This is a genomic window from Streptomyces sp. NPDC058257 (assembly GCF_042881845.1).
In the GTDB taxonomy this organism is placed as follows: Bacteria; Actinomycetota; Actinomycetes; order Streptomycetales; family Streptomycetaceae; genus Streptomyces.
On the sequence record NZ_JBHVXJ010000005.1, the window covers coordinates 168,047 to 183,981 of the forward strand.

16 protein-coding genes are annotated in these 15,935 nt (G+C 71.0%); 6 read left to right on the plus strand and 10 right to left on the minus strand.

Features of this window, described 5'->3' with window-relative positions:
• The first annotated feature begins 36 nt into the window (after positions 1–36).
• From ACFVXC_RS15620 to ACFVXC_RS15630, 3 genes are read left to right on the plus strand one after another with little or no spacing between them, the layout of a single operon-like run.
• A complete protein-coding gene (locus tag ACFVXC_RS15620; protein ID WP_389905580.1) occupies positions 37–792 on the plus strand; it encodes a GAF domain-containing protein in 756 nt (251 codons plus the stop codon).
• Positions 764–1,156 (plus strand): DUF2267 domain-containing protein, encoded by a 393-nt coding sequence (locus ACFVXC_RS15625; protein WP_389905582.1) that lies wholly within the window; start codon positions 764–766, stop codon positions 1,154–1,156. Before ACFVXC_RS15620 ends, ACFVXC_RS15625 begins: the two co-directional genes overlap by 29 nt.
• A gap of 43 nt (positions 1,157–1,199) precedes the next feature.
• A complete protein-coding gene (locus ACFVXC_RS15630) occupies positions 1,200–1,745 on the plus strand; it encodes a VanZ family protein (RefSeq protein ID WP_389905583.1) in 546 nt (181 codons plus the stop codon).
• 14 nt (positions 1,746–1,759) lie between these two features.
• Here ACFVXC_RS15630 and ACFVXC_RS15635 read toward each other — a convergent pair whose 3' ends face one another.
• Entirely contained in the window at positions 1,760–2,605 is an 846-nt protein-coding gene (locus ACFVXC_RS15635) for an RNA polymerase sigma factor SigF (protein ID WP_389905585.1), read from the minus strand.
• Between the two features lie 212 nt (positions 2,606–2,817).
• Between ACFVXC_RS15635 and ACFVXC_RS15640 the strand changes: the two genes are divergently transcribed.
• From ACFVXC_RS15640 to ACFVXC_RS15650, 3 genes are all read left to right on the plus strand, one after another.
• On the plus strand, positions 2,818–3,279 hold the full coding sequence (locus ACFVXC_RS15640; protein ID WP_389905587.1) for an ATP-binding protein: 462 nt from the start codon (positions 2,818–2,820) through the stop codon (positions 3,277–3,279).
• Positions 3,280–3,393: 114 nt separating this feature from the next.
• Positions 3,394–3,627, plus strand: coding sequence for an XRE family transcriptional regulator (locus ACFVXC_RS15645; protein WP_389905589.1), 234 nt, complete (start codon positions 3,394–3,396; stop codon positions 3,625–3,627).
• Between the two features lie 295 nt (positions 3,628–3,922).
• On the plus strand, positions 3,923–4,978 hold the full coding sequence (locus ACFVXC_RS15650) for a lactonase family protein (RefSeq protein WP_389905591.1): 1,056 nt from the start codon (positions 3,923–3,925) through the stop codon (positions 4,976–4,978).
• Positions 4,979–5,080: 102 nt separating this feature from the next.
• On the opposite strand, the gene ACFVXC_RS15655 is transcribed toward ACFVXC_RS15650, so the two are convergent.
• The 9 genes from ACFVXC_RS15655 to ACFVXC_RS15695 all read right to left on the minus strand — a co-directional run bounded on the left by ACFVXC_RS15655 (position 5,081) and on the right by ACFVXC_RS15695 (position 15,812).
• Complete coding sequence (locus ACFVXC_RS15655) at positions 5,081–6,025, minus strand: sirohydrochlorin chelatase (RefSeq protein ID WP_389905593.1); 945 nt, start codon at positions 6,023–6,025, stop codon at positions 5,081–5,083.
• A 140-nt stretch (positions 6,026–6,165) separates the two neighbouring features.
• Positions 6,166–7,155 (minus strand): N-acetylglucosamine kinase, encoded by a 990-nt coding sequence (locus tag ACFVXC_RS15660; RefSeq protein WP_389905594.1) that lies wholly within the window; start codon positions 7,153–7,155, stop codon positions 6,166–6,168.
• Positions 7,152–7,829, minus strand: a complete 678-nt coding sequence (locus ACFVXC_RS15665) for a uracil-DNA glycosylase (protein ID WP_383281493.1) — start codon at positions 7,827–7,829, stop codon at positions 7,152–7,154. The genes ACFVXC_RS15660 and ACFVXC_RS15665 overlap by 4 nt, the downstream gene beginning before the upstream one ends.
• 33 nt (positions 7,830–7,862) lie before the next feature.
• On the minus strand, positions 7,863–8,954 hold the full coding sequence (locus tag ACFVXC_RS15670) for a WD40/YVTN/BNR-like repeat-containing protein (protein ID WP_389905596.1): 1,092 nt from the start codon (positions 8,952–8,954) through the stop codon (positions 7,863–7,865).
• Positions 8,955–9,086: 132 nt separating this feature from the next.
• Positions 9,087–10,007: a homocysteine S-methyltransferase gene (gene mmuM, locus ACFVXC_RS15675; protein ID WP_389905598.1), complete on the minus strand. Its 921-nt coding sequence runs from the start codon at positions 10,005–10,007 to the stop codon at positions 9,087–9,089.
• Positions 10,004–12,067: a dipeptide ABC transporter ATP-binding protein gene (locus ACFVXC_RS15680; RefSeq protein WP_389905600.1), complete on the minus strand. Its 2,064-nt coding sequence runs from the start codon at positions 12,065–12,067 to the stop codon at positions 10,004–10,006. Before ACFVXC_RS15680 ends, mmuM begins: the two co-directional genes overlap by 4 nt.
• 15 nt (positions 12,068–12,082) lie before the next feature.
• Positions 12,083–12,997 carry an ABC transporter permease gene (locus ACFVXC_RS15685; protein WP_389905602.1) on the minus strand — a complete coding sequence of 305 codons (915 nt, stop codon included), beginning with the start codon at positions 12,995–12,997 and terminating at the stop codon, positions 12,083–12,085.
• The gene (locus tag ACFVXC_RS15690; RefSeq protein ID WP_389905604.1) at positions 12,994–13,944 is read right to left on the minus strand and encodes an ABC transporter permease; all 951 of its coding nucleotides are present in this window, start codon (positions 13,942–13,944) and stop codon (positions 12,994–12,996) included. The genes ACFVXC_RS15685 and ACFVXC_RS15690 overlap by 4 nt, the downstream gene beginning before the upstream one ends.
• Positions 13,941–15,812, minus strand: coding sequence for a peptide ABC transporter substrate-binding protein (locus tag ACFVXC_RS15695; RefSeq protein WP_389905605.1), 1,872 nt, complete (start codon positions 15,810–15,812; stop codon positions 13,941–13,943). Before ACFVXC_RS15695 ends, ACFVXC_RS15690 begins: the two co-directional genes overlap by 4 nt.
• Positions 15,813–15,935 lie beyond the last annotated feature (123 nt).

Below are 15,935 nucleotides of genomic sequence, written 5' to 3' on the forward strand. Positions count from 1 at the left end.
GGACCACGAGGCGCGCGACGGAGAGGGATGCTGACCATGCCGGAGGAATCACCGTCGATCATGCATGACGTGTCGATCGCGGCGGCGGTCGGGCGACGCGCGCTGCCGAACCGGCTCTGTACGGCGTTCAGGCAGTCACTGGGCGCGCAGCGGGCAGCCCTGTCGTGGCTGCCCCGGCTCGAGCACTGGCAGCTCCTGCACGCCACCGACGAACCCGCCCTGCGGGCCGAGGCCGCACAGTTCGCCCGCGCCGACGGTCCCTCGGTCAGCGCCGCGCTGGGGATGCGGCCCGTGTTCGTGCCGGACCTGCGCGACTACCCGTGCCGTACGGGAAAACCTTTGTCGGACGAACTGCCCGGTATCCGGCGGGTCCTCGCGCTCCCGCTGCACGCCCGTCGCACACCCGTCGGCGTGCTGTGTCTCTACTACACCGAGCGCACCGACGTGACCCCCACCCACATCACCCACGCGCAGCGCGCCGCCGGTCTGGCCCTGGAGGCGCTGATGCGCTGGCGGCCCGTGCACGAGACCACCGGCTGCCGGCGCCCCGTGTGGGCCACCAGCACACGGGCGGCGCGCTGGGAACGCATCCACCAGGCCGCCGACCATGTCGCCGTCCGCCAGGACTGCGCCGTCACCGAGGGTCTCGCGTGGCTCCAGGAGGTCAGTGCGCGTGACGGCCTCTCGCTGCTCGACGTGGCCGACACCGTCCTGCAGCCGTCGCGCGCCCACCATGCCGACGAGAGCGAGGAGGGGGCGGGCCGTGAACGAGTCGGTGGAAGTGTTGCTTGACCGCGTCCAGGAACGCGGGGGCTACAAGATCCGGCGGGAGGCCGCCGGGGCGGTGCAGAGCGTCCTTGAGGTCCTGGGGGCGCATCTGGTGGGGGACGACCGGACGGATCTCGCCCGTCTGCTGCCCCACCAGTGCGAACCGCTGCTCACCGAAGGCTCACCGGCCAGCGAGCCCCTGACGCCCGCGGCGTTCATCGCGGCGGTGGGTGCCCGCGTCGGCGTCGACGCGGGGCATGCCCGCCGTGCCGTCACCGCGGTGCTCGCCACGGTCGCGGAGGTCGTCGACGACGCGCTGCTGCGCCGGATACTCACGCAGCTTCCGCCCGGGCACGCCGGTCTGTTCGGCCGTACGGACCCCACGTGACGTCCAAAAGGCGCGGACACAACCCCCTGAATGGAGGCTCGTGATGGCACGGACAGTTCCGCAGGGCAAGACCGTGAAGGAAGCCGGGAGCCCAAGCGCTCCCGGCGCGCCCCCGCTCTCCGGATGGGCCCGTGCGATGGCGATGCTGCTGGCCTTCGCGGGGACGGTGGTCTTCGCCGTGCTGCTCGCGCGGCTGACGCTGGAGCCCTCGGCCGCCTCCGAGTCGTTGACGCACAGCAACCTGCGCCCCGGCGACTCGATCCGCGACTATCTCGCGCAGCCCGCGTTCCGCGACACCCTCAAACAGCTCGGCGGCAACATCGTCCTTGGCCTTCCGTTCGGCATGCTGCTGCCAGTGCTCGTGCCCCGCGCCCGAGGCCTTCTGCGTGTCATAGCCGTCACGGCACTGGTGATGCTGCTCGTCGAGGTGGCCCAGGGCCTTCTCGTCACCGGGCGGGCCTTCGACGTCGACGACGTCCTGCTCAACACGACCGGCGCTGTCCTCGGCTACCTGCTGATCGGCCGCAGGCTTGGACGCGCTGTGCACCCCCGGCGGCGGCACTGGTGGCACCGCTTCACCAGGAAGTGAGCGCCGCGGCGGGTTCAGCGGGTGGTGAGCATTCCGGCGCGCAGACGGGCCAGGGTGCGGGTCAGCAGGCGTGAGACGTGCATCTGGGAGACGCCGAGGCGTTCGCCGATCTGCGACTGGGTGAGTTCGTCCACGAACCGCAGACGCAGGATCTGCCGGTCCCGCTCGTCGAGTTGGGCGAGCAGCGGAGCCAGGGCGTGGAAGTCCTCCACCAGCTCCATGGCCGGGTCCTCCGCGCCGATGAAGTCGGCGAGGACCGCCTCGCTGTCGTCGCGGTCGCCGTGCAGGGTGGCGTCGAGGGAGGTGGAGTTGTAGCCGTTGGCGGCCTGCCGGGCCTCGATGACCTCCTCCTCGGTGAGGTCCATCAGCTCGGCGAGCTCGCCGACCTTGGGGGCGCGGCCGAGGCGGGAGCTGAGTTCGTCGGTGGCCTTGGCCAGTTCGACGCGGGCCTCCTGGAGACGGCGCGGAACGTGGACGGCCCAGGAGGTGTCGCGGAAGAACCGCTTGATCTCACCGACGATGTACGGCACGGCGAACGTGGCGAACTGGACCTCGCGGGAGAGCTCGAAGCGGTCGATGGCCTTGATCAGGCCGATCGTGCCGACCTGGACGATGTCCTCCATGTCGTCGCTGCGGTGACGGAACCGTCCGGCGGCGTACCGCACGAGCGACATGTTCATCTCGACGAGGGTGTTGCGGGCGTACTGGTACTCCGGCGTGCCTTCTTCGAGTACGGCGAGCCTGCTGAAGAACAGCTTCGACAGGTCGCGGGCGTCCTTCGGCCCGACCCCCTGGGGGGAAGCGATGTCCGGCAGTTCCGCGATGCCGGTGTCCGTGGATGTCCCGGTTGCCGCTGTCATGGATTCCCTCCCCTGTCTCCCGGCCCTCCGTCGTCCCCCGACCGGCCGATGAGGCGCACGTACCCCCGCGTGCGCGCTTCATGCGCTCTGTGAGGCAACAAGATCCGTTATATGTCGACGGGTTACAGGTTCCGCGTTGCCGGGCAAGTGTGCATCTCGGACAACGGCCACCCCATATTCGGACAGAGGCCACCCCCGTACGAGGAGGGCTCATGAGCACGCAAGGGACGCGACTGGAAACCGGACCGTCTGACAAGCTGAACACCGGGCCGCCGGAGCGGCTGGACGCCGGACCGTCGGTCAAGGCGGTCTTCGACAAGAGGCCGGAAGCCGTCGCCCACGCGCGGGACTTCGCCCGCTCCTTCCTCGGCGGGCTCCACCCGGCCGTGGATTCCCAGGACGCCGCGAGCGTCGAGCTCGCGGTATCCGAGCTCGTCACCAATGTCGTACGGCACGCACGCGGGGCGTCGTGCTCCCTGCGCCTGGAGGCGCAGCCGGACGCCATAGCGGTGGTGGTCGGCGACGCCGATCCGCGACCGCCGCGGGAGCGGGCGCCCGATCTGGCCGGTGGCACCGGCGGGTTCGGCTGGCCCATGGTGCGGCACATGGCAAGGGCGGTCACCGTGACCAGCGGACCCACGGGCAAGACCATCCGGGCCGTCATGCCCAGATAGCCGTCATGCCCGGGTAGCCGTCATGCCCGGGTAGCGGGTCAGCGGCGCCGTGCGCCGGACACCGTCCGTCGAGACGTACGGCATGAGCGCACGAGAGCGGGGCAGGAGAGGTCAATGGATGACCTGTCTCAGCTACTTCAGAAGACCATGCGCCGCCGGCATCTGACGCCGCAGGCGATCGCCGACAAGACCGGGATCCGCACCCCACGCATCCGGGCCTTCGCCGAGGACGGCGCCGAGGGGCCCGTCCGCCCGACCGACGAGGAACTGAGGGAACTGGCAGGCGCTCTCGCACTGCCCGCCATCAAGGACGCCGCACGGCCAACGGCCGCGGCGACCTCTCCCTGACCTCCCTGATCGCGACGCCCTCCCTGACCGCGAACCCCGCCCCGACCCGCCGTCCCCGGTCGCGGTGTGGACAATTGGCCCGCGTCTGATCCGTGTTCACCAGGCACATACAGGGTGGATCACCCCGCCTACGTCCACCACCCCGAGGCGCTCGCCAGGGCGCGCGGCGAGAGCGGCGCCGCGCTGGCCGGGGACGCCCCGACCCAGAGCCCCTTGGTCTAGACCGGCTGCTAGCGTCTGCCGCACGAGTGCCCCCTGGACTTGGCGCTCGGTCGAGAGTCGAGAGGGGAACGCAGTGGTCGGCAGGTACGGGATCAGTCAACGGGCGTACATCGGGTCCTTCACCGCGGCGGGCGGGGCCGGGATCCTCACCGCCGCCGTCGACGCGGACAGCGGCGCGCTGACCGTCCTCAGCGCCACGGACACGATCGCGGACCCCTCGTACCTCGCGCTCTCGGCAGCCGGTGACACGCTCTACGCCGTCAGCGAGACGTCGGACGGCACCGTCGCCGCGTACCGCCTCGACGGCGACAGGCCCGAGCAGGCGGGGAAGCCGGTGGCGGTCGGCGGGGCCGCTCCCACCCATCTCGCTCTGCACGCCGGGCACGTTCTCACGGCCAACTACGGCTCCGGCAGCGTCAGCGCCGTGCCCGTGCGCCCCGACGGCAGCCTCGCCACCACCCCGTCCGGCGTTCTGGCGCACACCGGCGCTGGTCCCCACCCGCAGCGCCAGCAGGGTCCGCACGCCCATCAGGTCCTGCCCGACCCGAGCGGCCGCTGGGTGGTGAGCGTCGACCTCGGCACCGACTCCGTACGCGTCTGCGAGCTCACGGCGGCGGGCGAGCCGACGCTGCACCGGGAGGTCGCGCTGCGGCCCGGCTCAGGGCCCAGGCACCTCGCGTTCCACCCGCGCGGAGATCTCGCGTACGTCCTGAACGAGCTGGCGCCCACCATCACGATCTGCGCCTGGGACGCCGCCGAAGGGGCCCTCAAGCCGCTCGGCGAGGCGGCCGTCCTGCCGGGGCCCACGGACGGTGACGGCGAGGCCTACCCCTCCGAGGTCGTCGTCGCGCCCGACGGCCGCTTCCTGTGGACCGCGACCCGGGGCCAGGACGTCATCTCGGTGCTCGCCCTGGAGGAGGGGGGCGCGCGGCCGAGGCTCACCGCCACCGTCCCCTGCGGCGGCCACTGGCCGCGTGACCTGGCCGTCGACCCGTCGGGGCGGTTCCTGTACGCGGCCAATGAGCGGTCCGGCGACGTGACCTGGTTCTCCGTCGACCCGGCGACGGGCATCCCGCGCCGCGAGGGCTCGATCGGGGCTCCGGCCGCCTCCTGCGTGATCTTCGGCTGAGGCACCCGGGTCATCGCACCCGTGTACGCCGATGGGCCCGCCCCCTGCATCAGGGGCGGGCCCATCGGCGTAACGGCATCAGGTCTGCCAGGCGCGGTGCGGTCAGTGGACCGGCGCGCCCGACGGCTGCTGCGGGGCGATCCCGAGCGCCGTCGCGTACTTGGCAAGGGCGAGCTTGCCGATCGCCGGGTAGGCGCCGAGCGACTCGGCGACCGAGCAGCCGGCCTCCTTGGCGGCGGCTTCGAGAAGGCTGTCGTCGATCTCGGGACCGATCAGGTACGGGGCGAGCGCCAGCTGCGTGGAGCCGGAGCCGCGCAGCTGCTCGGCCATGTCCGCGATGGCACCCTCCTGGTCGAGCGCGGCGGCCATCACCGGCACCGCGAGGCGGGCCGCGAGCAGCATGCCGGTGATCCCGGCGGCCTGCACGGCCTCTTCGCCGCCGACCGTGGCGAGGACGATGCCATCCGCCGCGGTGGCCACCGTGAACAGGCGGGCGCGGTCCGCGCGGGCGAGACCGGCCTCCGACAGGCGTACGTGCAGCCCCTCGGCGAGCAGCGGGTGCGGGCCGAGGACGTCCGTCAGCTCGGCCGGGGCGCGGCTGTCCATCACGGCCTGACGCACGCGCCGCATCAGCGCGCTGTCGGGGCCCGCGAGGAGGGGCACCACGACGGCGACGGGGCCGTCGGGCTCGGTGACGTCCGATCCCGCCGCGCGCGCCTGCTCATAGCGCGCGGTGCGCTCGGTGGCGGCGTGCGCGAGCACGGACTGCAGCGAGGGGAACTCCGGGAACGAGGTGACCGTCGCGTCCTCGGTCCCGTCGAGGTATCCGATACGGGCGTCGAGGCCGGGCAGCTCGGAGCGGGCGATGCTCACGACCTCTTCGGCGAGACTGCGCGTGGCGGTACTGGGTACGCCCGGTACGGCGAGAACGAGCGCGGGCGCGTTCTCGGGAGCCGCCACGGGCTCCGGGCGGCGGTGCCGACCGGGCTGGCGGGGTCGCGGCATTCGTACGGGCAGGCCTGATGCGGGCCCGGTGGGGGAGCTCATGGCCCCGCATGCTACTGGTCTCCGGGGCTTCACTGTTCGGGGAGGGTACAGGTGGGCGGTATAAGTCCGCTTTTGTCTGATGAGTTACGTGAAGGCCACTTGTCACATGGCGGAGTGGTCATCCGGGGTGGTCAATTGTCCTACTCGGTGTGCACGGTGAGCATGCGCGGGTCGAGCGGCAGGCGCAGCCGGTTCATGACGACATCGGCGGCTATGCGCACGGCGCCGTCCAGCGGGTCTCCCGCGGCCCGGACCAGCCGTACGTGCCGCAGGCGGTCCTCCAGCTCCGCCCGCACCGGTTGGAGCAGCGCGTCGCCCATCTTGAACAGGCCTCCGGTCAGGGCGATCTCGGGCCGCTCGCCCGGGCTCACCGCGTCGGGCGCCGGGCAGACGGCTGCCGCGGCATCGGCGATGTGCCGGGCGGCGTCCCGCAGGATCGCGTCGGCCACGGGGTCGTCAGGGGCGCAGTGCGCCACTTCGGGTGCGAACGAGGCGAGCATCGCGGGCCGGTCCGTGCGGGGATAGAGCCGGCCCGGCAGTCCCGACACGGGGCCGAAGAGCTCCTCGGCCCTCGCGAGCAGCGCCTTCGAACCGTGGCGCCGGCCGTCGAAGGCCCGCATCGCCGCCTCCAGGCCCGCGCGGCCGATCCAGGAGCCGCCGCCGCAGTCGCCGAGCAGATGCCCCCAGCCGTCGGCGCGGTGCCAGGCGGTGAGATCCGTGCCGATCGCGATCATGCCCGTACCGGCGGCGACGACCGCGCCGGGGCGGTCGCCGAGGGCGCCCGCGTACGCGGTGACGGCGTCCGCGGCGAGCGCCAGGCGCCGTACGCCCAAAGCCTGTCGGAGTGCGGACGGCAGCTCCGCGCGCAGATCGTCGCCGAGGGTCGCCATGCCCGAGGCCCCGACCGCCACGGCGGTGATCCGACCGCCACCCGCCTGTTCGAGCAACTCCCGTGCCAGGGGCACCAGTTGCTCCATGAAGTGCTCGGCGTCGATGCCGAACGCGCCGGTGCGCACCGGCTCCTTCGAGCTCACCGGGGCGGCGCGGGCGAGGCCGTCAAGACCGTCCAGGGCGACCCGCATCCCGGAGCCGCCGGAGTCGACGCCGAGGACACACGCGGGGTCCGTCACGGAAGCCGCCAGTCCACCGGCTGACCGCCCTGCTGGACAAGGAGGTCATTGGCCCGGCTGAAGGGGCGCGAGCCGAAGAAGCCGCGGTCCGCCGACATGGGCGAGGGGTGCGACGACTCGACCGACGGCAGCGGGCCGAGCAGCGGGCGAAGGTTGCGGGCGTCGCGCCCCCACAGGATGGACACGAGGGGCCGCCCGCGTGCGGCGAGCGCCTTGATGGCCTGCTCGGTGACTTCCTCCCAGCCCTTGCCCCGGTGCGCGGCGGGACGCCCCGGAGCCGTGGTGAGCGCCTTGTTGAGCAGCAGGACGCCCTGCTGGGTCCAGGGCGTGAGGTCGCCGTTCGACGGCTGCGGGACGCCCAGGTCGGAGCCCATCTCGCGGTAGATGTTGATGAGGCTGCCGGGCAGTGGGCGCACCTCGGGCGCGACCGAGAACGACAGACCCACCGCGTGCCCGGGGGTCGGATAGGGATCCTGACCGACGATCAGCACCCGCACCTCGTCGAACGGCTGCTGGAACGCCCGCAGGACGTTCGGCCCGGACGGGAGGTAGGTGCGTCCCGCGGCGATCTCCGCGCGCAGGAAGTCGCCCATCTCGGTGATCTTCCCGGCGACGGGTTCGAGGGCCTTCGCCCAGCCCGCTTCGACGATTTCATGCAAGGGTCGTGATGCCACGGCGTCACCCTACTGCCGTAACGGGGGCGCCGATCAACCGATGGCCGCCGCCCTGACACACAGCACGTCGGGCAGATGGGACGCCAACTCCCGCCAGCTGTCCCCGTCGTCCGCCGACGCGTACACCTCGCCGTTGCGGTTGCCGAAGTAGATGCCCGCGGGATCCTGGCCGTCGCTGCACATCGCGTCGCGCAGCACCGTGCCGTAGTGGTCGTCGGCCGGGAGGCCCGCGCTGAGCGGCTCCCAGCTCTTGCCCGCGTCGGCCGTGCGGTAGACGCGACATCGGTGGTCGGCGGGGACGCGGTCGATGTCGGCGTTGATCGGGAAGACGTAGGCGGTGTCCGCGCGGTGCGGGTGGGCTACTACGGAGAAGCCGAAGTCGGAGGGGAGTCCCTCGCCGATGTCCGTCCAGCGCGCGCCCGCGTCGTCGCTGCGGAACACACCCCAGTGGTTCTGCAGATACAGCCGGTCCGGGTCGCCGGCGTCCCTGGCGACCTTGTGCACGCACTGGCCGAACTCCGGGTCCGGGTCCGGAAGGAAGACCGCCGAGACGCCGCTGTTCGACGGGGCCCAGCTCTTGCCGCCGTCCAGGGTGCGGAAGACTCCGGCGGTGGAGACGGCGACGGTCACCGCGTCCGGGTCGCGCGGGTCGGTCAGGACGGTGTGCAGGCCCTCACCGCCGCCGCCCGGCACCCACTTGTCGCGCGTGGGGTGCTCCCAGAGGGGGCGCACGAGGTCGAAGGTCTCGCCGCGGTCCTGTGAGCGGTAGAGCGCGGCGGGCTCCGTGCCCGCGTAGACGACATCGGGCTCGGCGGCCGCGGGGTGCAGCTGCCAGACCCGCTCCAGGGAGGCACCCGTGTCCTTGGGGAACTTGACGGCCGCCTTGGCGGGTTCCGTCCAGGTCCTGCCGAGGTCGTCGGAGTGGAAGACGGACGGGCCGAAGTGCGAGCTGTCACCGCCCGCCAGAAGCCGGGGCGTACTGCCGCGGGTGTCGATGGCCACGGAGTAGATGGCCTGGGCGTTGAAATACGGACTTTCGTCGAACTGCCAGGTGCTCGCGCCGCCGCGCCTGCGGCCGATGAACAGGCCCTTGCGCGTGCCTACGGTCAGAATGATCTCAGCCATCGTGGCCACCTCCGGGACGTCGTTGTCTCAGGCATGGCTCAGTCTGCACCTCGGCACTGACAATCACCCCTGGGCAGGACTTATCCGCAGGTCAGGACGGGTGTGGCGGAGGTGCTGCGCGCCCTGAGGGCATCACTTGGGCCGCTCGCCCGCGGACAGCTCCGCGGCCACCCGTGTGATCGTTTCCGGCCCCACCCGGCAGCACCCTCCGATCAGCCGCGCCCCCGCGTCACGCCACCCCACGACCCGGCCCGCGCTGAAGTGGGCCGGACCCCGCCACGCCCTGGCGCCCGCGTCCCACGTCTCACCGCTGTTGGGGTAGACCACCACCGGCTTCCCCGTGATCCGCGCGGCAAGACGCACCGCCGCGTCCGCGTCCTTGGGGTCGCAGCAGTTGACGCCGACCGCGATGATCTCCTCGGCGTCGGCCGCCAGGGCGAAGGCCTCCGCCAGGGGCTGGCCCGCCCGCGTGTAGCCGCCGGAGACGGTGTACGAGAGCCAGGCGGGGACCCCGAGGCCTCGCACTGCCCGCAGCAGGGCCCGCGCCTCGTCCGTGTCCGGGACCGTCTCCAGGGCGACGACGTCCGGTTCCGCGTCCGCGAGTACCTCCAGGCGCGGGCGGTGGAAGCGTTCGAGCTCGGCCACCGTCAGGCCGTACCGTCCCCGGTACTCGGAGCCGTCCGCGAGCATCGCCCCGTACGGGCCCGCGGACGCGGCCACCCACACATCGCGGCCCGTGTCCACTCCCGCCTCACGCGCCAACTCGACGCTCAGGCGCAGTAGTTCGGCGCTGCTCACCGCGTCGATACCGTGCTTGGCGAGGCCCTCGAACGTCGCCTGATAGCTCGCCGTGATGGCGATGTCCGCGCCCGCCTCGTAGTACGCGCGGTGCGCCGCCGTGATGGCGCCCGGTTCGTCGGCGAGCAGCCTCGCCGACCACAGGGCGTCGCTCAGGTCGTGCCCGGCGGCCTCCAGCTGGTTGGAGAGGCCGCCGTCGAGCACGAGCGGGCGCTGGGTCAGGGCATCCGTGAGTTTCACACTGTCGACTTTCACACCGCCGACGCTAGCCGAGGGGCGGACAGGGGGAAGTGGCACGCGACCTGGTGTCCCGCGCCGTTCGGTGTGGACACCGGCGGTTCTGTGGTGGCGCACACCTCCTGGGCCATGGGGCACCGGGTGCGGAAGCGGCAGCCCGACGGGGGTCGCGCGGCCGACGGGGTCTCGCCCTCCAGGGGAGTGCGGTCCAGGCCGTCCGCGGCCTCCGGGTCCGGCAGGTTGACCGTGTCGAGGAGCCCTCGCGTGTAGGGGTGCAGCGGGTGCGCGTACACCTGCGCGGCAGGACCCGACTCGACCAGCTTGCCCAGGTACATCACGCCGACCGTGTCCGCGAGATGACGCACCACCGCCAGGTCGTGCGAGATGAACAGATACGTCAGACCGCGCTCCCGCTGCAGCTCCCGCATCAGGTTGAGGATCTGCGCCTGGACGGAGACGTCGAGCGCGGAGACCGGCTCGTCCGCGACCACCAGGTCGGGGGAGAGCGCCAAGGCCCGAGCCAGGCCCAGGCGTTGACGCTGGCCACCGGAGAACTCGTGCGGGTAGCGGTGTACGGCCCCGCGCGGCAGGCCCACCGCGTCCAAGAGGTCGGCGATCAGCCTCTCCTGGTCGGCGCGGCTGCCGACGCCCTGGATGACCAGTGGCTCCCGCAGGATCTCGCCGACCCGCATCCGAGGGTCCATGGCGGCCGTGGAGTCCTGGAACATCAGCTGCACGCGCCGCCGGTGCGCACGCCGTTCGGCCCGCGACATCCGTGCCGGGTCGTGCCCGTCGAAGCGCACCCGACCGGCTGTCGGCTCCTCCAGGCCCGCGACGATCCGGCCCAGCGTCGTCTTGCCGCACCCGGACTCGCCGACCATGCCGAACGTCTCGCCCTTGCGGATCTCCAGGGACACCCCGCCGACCGCGCTCACCGTGCCCCGGCTGCGCGAGAAGGCGCCGCCCTTGAGAGGGAAGTCCTTGACCAGGGAGTCGAGTTCGACGAGTACGTCGCCGGGTGCGCGCGGCGCGGGCACGGTCGCCGCAGTCACGACCTCCGCCTGAGTGGCGTTGTCCGGCACCGGATGGAAACAGGCGAACCGGTGCTCACCGCCCCGCAGTTCGTCGTCAGCGAGCTGCGGCTCCCGCGCACGGCACTCGTCCGTGGCGAAGGTGCAGCGCGGTGCGAACCGGCAGCCCGTCGGGCGCACCGCCAGGTTCGGCGGAAGGCCCGGGATCGTGTGGAGCGCGGAACCGCTGTCCGTGGCCCGCTCGGGAAGTGAGGCGAACAGCGCCTCGGTGTAGCGGTGCCGGGGCCTCGCGAACAGATCGCGCACGTCCGACTGTTCGGCGACTCTGCCCGCGTACATCACCGCGACCCGGTCGACCCGGTTGGCGATGACGCCCAGGTCGTGCGTGACCAGGATCATCGCCATACCGAGGCGCTCGCGCAGGCCGTCGATCAGCTCCAGGATCTGGTGCTGTGTCGTCACGTCGAGGGCGGTGGTCGGCTCGTCGGCGATGAGCAGCTTCGGCTCGCAGACCAGGGCCATGGCGATCGCCACGCGCTGGCGCATGCCGCCCGACAACTGGTGCGGATACGCCTTCATGCGCTCGGCGGGCTGCGGCATGCCGACCAGGCGGAGCATCTCCTCGGCTCGCGCCCACGTCTCCTTCCTGCTCAGCTCGGGGCGGTGCAGGACGAGCGGCTCGGCCACCTGCGCCCCGATCGTCATCGTCGGGTTCAGGGAGGTCAGCGGGTCCTGGAAGACCATGCCGATGGTGTTGCCCCGTACGTCCTGAAGGACCGGCGCGGGCGCCGCGGCCAGATCGCGGCCGTCGAACAGGACGCGTCCGCCGGTGATGTCACCGCCCGGCGGAAGCAGGCCAAGGACGCTGAGCGCGGTCATCGTCTTGCCGCAGCCCGACTCGCCCACGATGCCCAGGGCCTCACCCGGGGCGAGTTCGAGACAGACGCCGTCCAGGGCGTGGACGGTGCGCTCGCGCGAGGCGATGTCGACGCGCAGGTCTTCGATCTTGAGCAGTGGCTCGATGGTCTTGGGCAGTGGCTCGGTCATCTCGTCGGTTCCCCCTTACTTCCGCAGCCGTACTTCGAACGCGTCCCGCAGCCCGTCACCGATGAAGTTGAACGCGGCGACGACAAGGACGATCGCGATGCCCGGCGGGAAGATCAGCCACCAGTAGCCGTTCTGGGTGTAGGTGATCCCGGCCGAGAGCATCGAGCCCCAGTCGGCCGACGGGGGCGGGATGCTCAGGCCCAGGAAGGCCAGATAGCTGACGTAGAGGATGGCGTCGGCGATCTGGAAGGTGCAGTTGACGATGACCGTGCCGATCGCGTTCGGCACGATGTGCTTGAACACGGCCCGTGCGCCACCGCCGCCCATCATCCGCATCGCCTGTACGTACTCGCGGTCGCGCAGCGAGAGCGCCTCGCCGCGCACCAGGCGGGCGGGCGAGAGCCAGGCGACCGACGCGATGATGACGATGAGGACGCCCTTGCTCGGCGTGATGATCGCGGCGACCACGACGAGCAGGAACATCGCCGGGATCGCGAGCGCCGCGTCCGTGATCCGCATCATGGCCGCGTCCACCCAGCCGCCGAAGTACCCCGCCACCGCGCCGTACACGGTTCCGAAGAGCGTGGCGAGGAGCCCCGCGGCCAGGCCGATCTCCAGCGACGTCTGCCCGGCGACCATCAGGCGGCCGACCATGTCGTAGCCGAGGTCGGTGGTGCCCAGGAGATGACCGGAGCTGCCAGGGGCCAGGTTGGCCTGCGACAGGTCGGTGTGCTCCTGTTCGGTCCGGTGGAGCAGCGGCCCGAGGTAGCTGAAGGCGAGGAGCAGGACCAGGACCACCACACCCGTCAGGGCGAGCTTGTTGCCGGTGAAGACCTGGAGCGTGCGCCGGGCGAGCGAGGGCGTGGCCTGCGCGGCCGCCTCGTTCCCCGGAGCGGCCTCAGGGGTGACGTCTGCGGTCGCGGTACTCATGCCACGCTCCGGATCCGGGGGTCGAGGACGGCGTACAGGATGTCGGTGAGCAGCGAGCCGATGACGGTGGCGACGCCGACGACGAGCGTCACGCCGAGAAGGACCGGGAAGTCGGAGCCCTGCGCCGCGTTCCAGAACAGCAGCCCCATGCCGGGGTAGTTGAACATCGACTCGACGACGAGCGCGCCGCTGAAGAGCGTCGGCAGATACAGGCCGAGCAGCGTCGCGAGGGGGATCAGCGCGTTGCGCAGGACGTGGCGGACCATGATCCGGCGGCTCGACTGACCCTTGGCCATCGCCGTACGGACGTATTCCTCGGTGAGGTTGTCAAGGACCGCCGAGCGCATGTAGCGGCTGAACATCGCCACGATGCCGAAGGCCATGGTGACCACCGGCAGCACCAACCCCGTGAAGTCGCTGAGGAGTTCACCGACGCTCTCGCCCTGTGGTGCCTCCGCCGGGAGGATCGGCATCACCTGCGCGAACAGGATGATCATGATGAGCCCGAGGAAGAACACCGGCGTCGCGTAGAGCAGGAAGGCCAGGCCCGTCAGCGCGTAGTCCGATGCCTTGCCCCGCCGCACGGCCTGCAGCAGGCCGAGCGGTACGGCGATGACGACCGCGAGCGCGGTGGAGAGCACGGTCAGGAGCAGTGTCTTCGGCAGCCGCTGCTTGAGCAGGTCGAAGACCGGCGAGTTGAGCTTGAAGGACTCACCGAGGTCGCCGGTGAAGAGCCGCTTCAGATACATCACGTACTGCGCGGGCAGTGAACGGTCGTACCCCTGCTCGTGGTTGAAGTGCTCGATCTGCTGCGGCGTGCCCTTGGGGCCGAGGATGGCGCGCGCGGGGCCGCCGGGCAGCAGGTGGAGCAGGGTGAAGACGATGATCGAGACCAGGAACAGCACGACGAGCGCCTGAAGGAAGCGCTTGACCAGAAAGCCGGTCACTTGTCGGCTCCCTTCTTCTTGACGTAGTACCAGTCCTGCGGCGCGAAGGTGACGGTCGGGTTCTGACCGACTCCCCGCAAGTCGTTGCGGATCACCGAGACCTGGTAGGCCGGATTGGGCATCCACATCACCGGCAGCTGCTCGGCGAGGTACTCGCCGTACGCGTGCATCGCCTTCATGTCGGGCGAGTACTGCACGGCGCGAATGATCCGGTCGGCCTTCTTGTCGCTGTAGTTGCCGAAGTTGGCGGATGCGCCGGTGGAGAAGAGCTGCTCGCCGCTGGGATTGAGCGGGTAGTACCAGCTGCCCGCCGTCCCGAAGAACGACATGTCCCAGTCGCAGCCGGGGTCCTTCGCCTTGCAGGGAACGGAGTTGCCGAGCACCGAGTTCAGCGGCTGCTGGCGCACGGTGAGGTCGACCCCGGCCTTGGAGAGCGAGGACTTGAGCTCCTGCATCATGTTCGTCGTCTCGGTGGAGCCGGACTGGGAGAGCAGGGTGAGTTCGAGCGGGGTGTTCTTCGCGATCCCCTTGCCGCACGAGTCGGCGCCCGTTCCCGGGCGCACGCAGCGTGCCGTGCCGTCGACCGTCTTCCAGCCGTGGGCGGTCAGGAGGCGCCGGGCCTTCTTCACGTCGAAGGGGTACTTGTTCTTCTCCATCGCGTCGGACAGGTACTGGCTCTTCGGCGTCACCGGCACCGGGCCGAGCGTCGACGTCGCGCTGCCCTGCCAGATGACGTCGCTCATCGCCTTCTGGTCGACGAGGTGTTGCATCGCCTGGCGGATGTAGAGCTGGTCCATCATCGGGCCCGCGTGCGTGGAGTTGAAGTTGTAGACGATGTACGTCGCCGCCCAGCCCTCCCACGGATCGACGCGGTAGCCCTTCTCCTGGAACTTCTCCTTCTGCGCCATCACCGACGGCGGGATGTAGCCGTAGTCGACGCCGCCCGAACGCAGCACGTTGTACTCGGAGTCGGCCGTGGTGAAGGGCTTGAAGACGACCTTGTCCAGGTGCGGGCGCTGCGACTTCGGGCCGGTGTACTTCTCGTTCGCCGCGATGGTCACCTGGCCGCTGTCGCGCCAGCCCGCCAGCTTCCACGGGCCGTTGACCGTCTTCCAGAGCGGGTCGGAGCCGTACGAGCCCAGGCTCTTGGCATGCCGGGTGAGCCGAGCGAAGACGGTCTTGGCGCCTTCCTTCGTACGGTCCCAGTCGCCGACCTCGCCACCGTCGGTCTTGGCGTCCCAGGCGTGCTGGGGCAGGGCCCGCATCAGGGTGAGCTGGTTGGCGGTGAACCAGTCGGGGTTGTACGCGCGGCTCAGGTGCAGGCGCACGGTGTGGTCGTCGACCGTCTCGAAGCGCTTGACGTTGTCGGGCATCGTGCCGACCGAGTAGTTGCCCCAACTCGCCTTGTCGGCCTTGACGAGGTTGAACCAGAACTCGATGTCGCGTGCGGTGACCGGCTTCCCGTCGGACCACTCCACGCCCTCGCGCAGCGGCACCGTCACGGTCTTGTTGCCGTCGCTGAACTTCGGCTCCCGGCCGAGCGTGCTCGGGCCGTGCGTGGTCAGCTCGCCCTTCTCCTGCACGGCGTCGTACACCGGCATGAAGAGCAGCGACTGGATCCCGTAGTTGTACGAGGCGCCGTAGCCGGGGGCGCCGATCGGGAAGATCCAGTTCGGTGTCGCGGCGGGCGGCAGAGCCATGGTGGCGGTGCCGCCCTCGACCGGAGTGCCACCGGTGGGGCCCATGTCGACGCGGCCGCCCTCCTGCGTGCAGCCGGTGACCGCCGTGAGGGCGAGCGCGGCGACGAATGCCGCCGCGGCTATGAGAGCGCGGCGCCGCGCGCGGGGACGTGATCGCCTTGAGCGCATGGCGAAGGGCCTCCAAGGATGCGAGAGCCGGACCGTGCCGGAGATCGACGGGCGGCGCCTGAACGCTAGATCTGGCGACAAAATCAAGTCAAGAGCTTCGTTCGGCAAGAAGTCATAAAATCG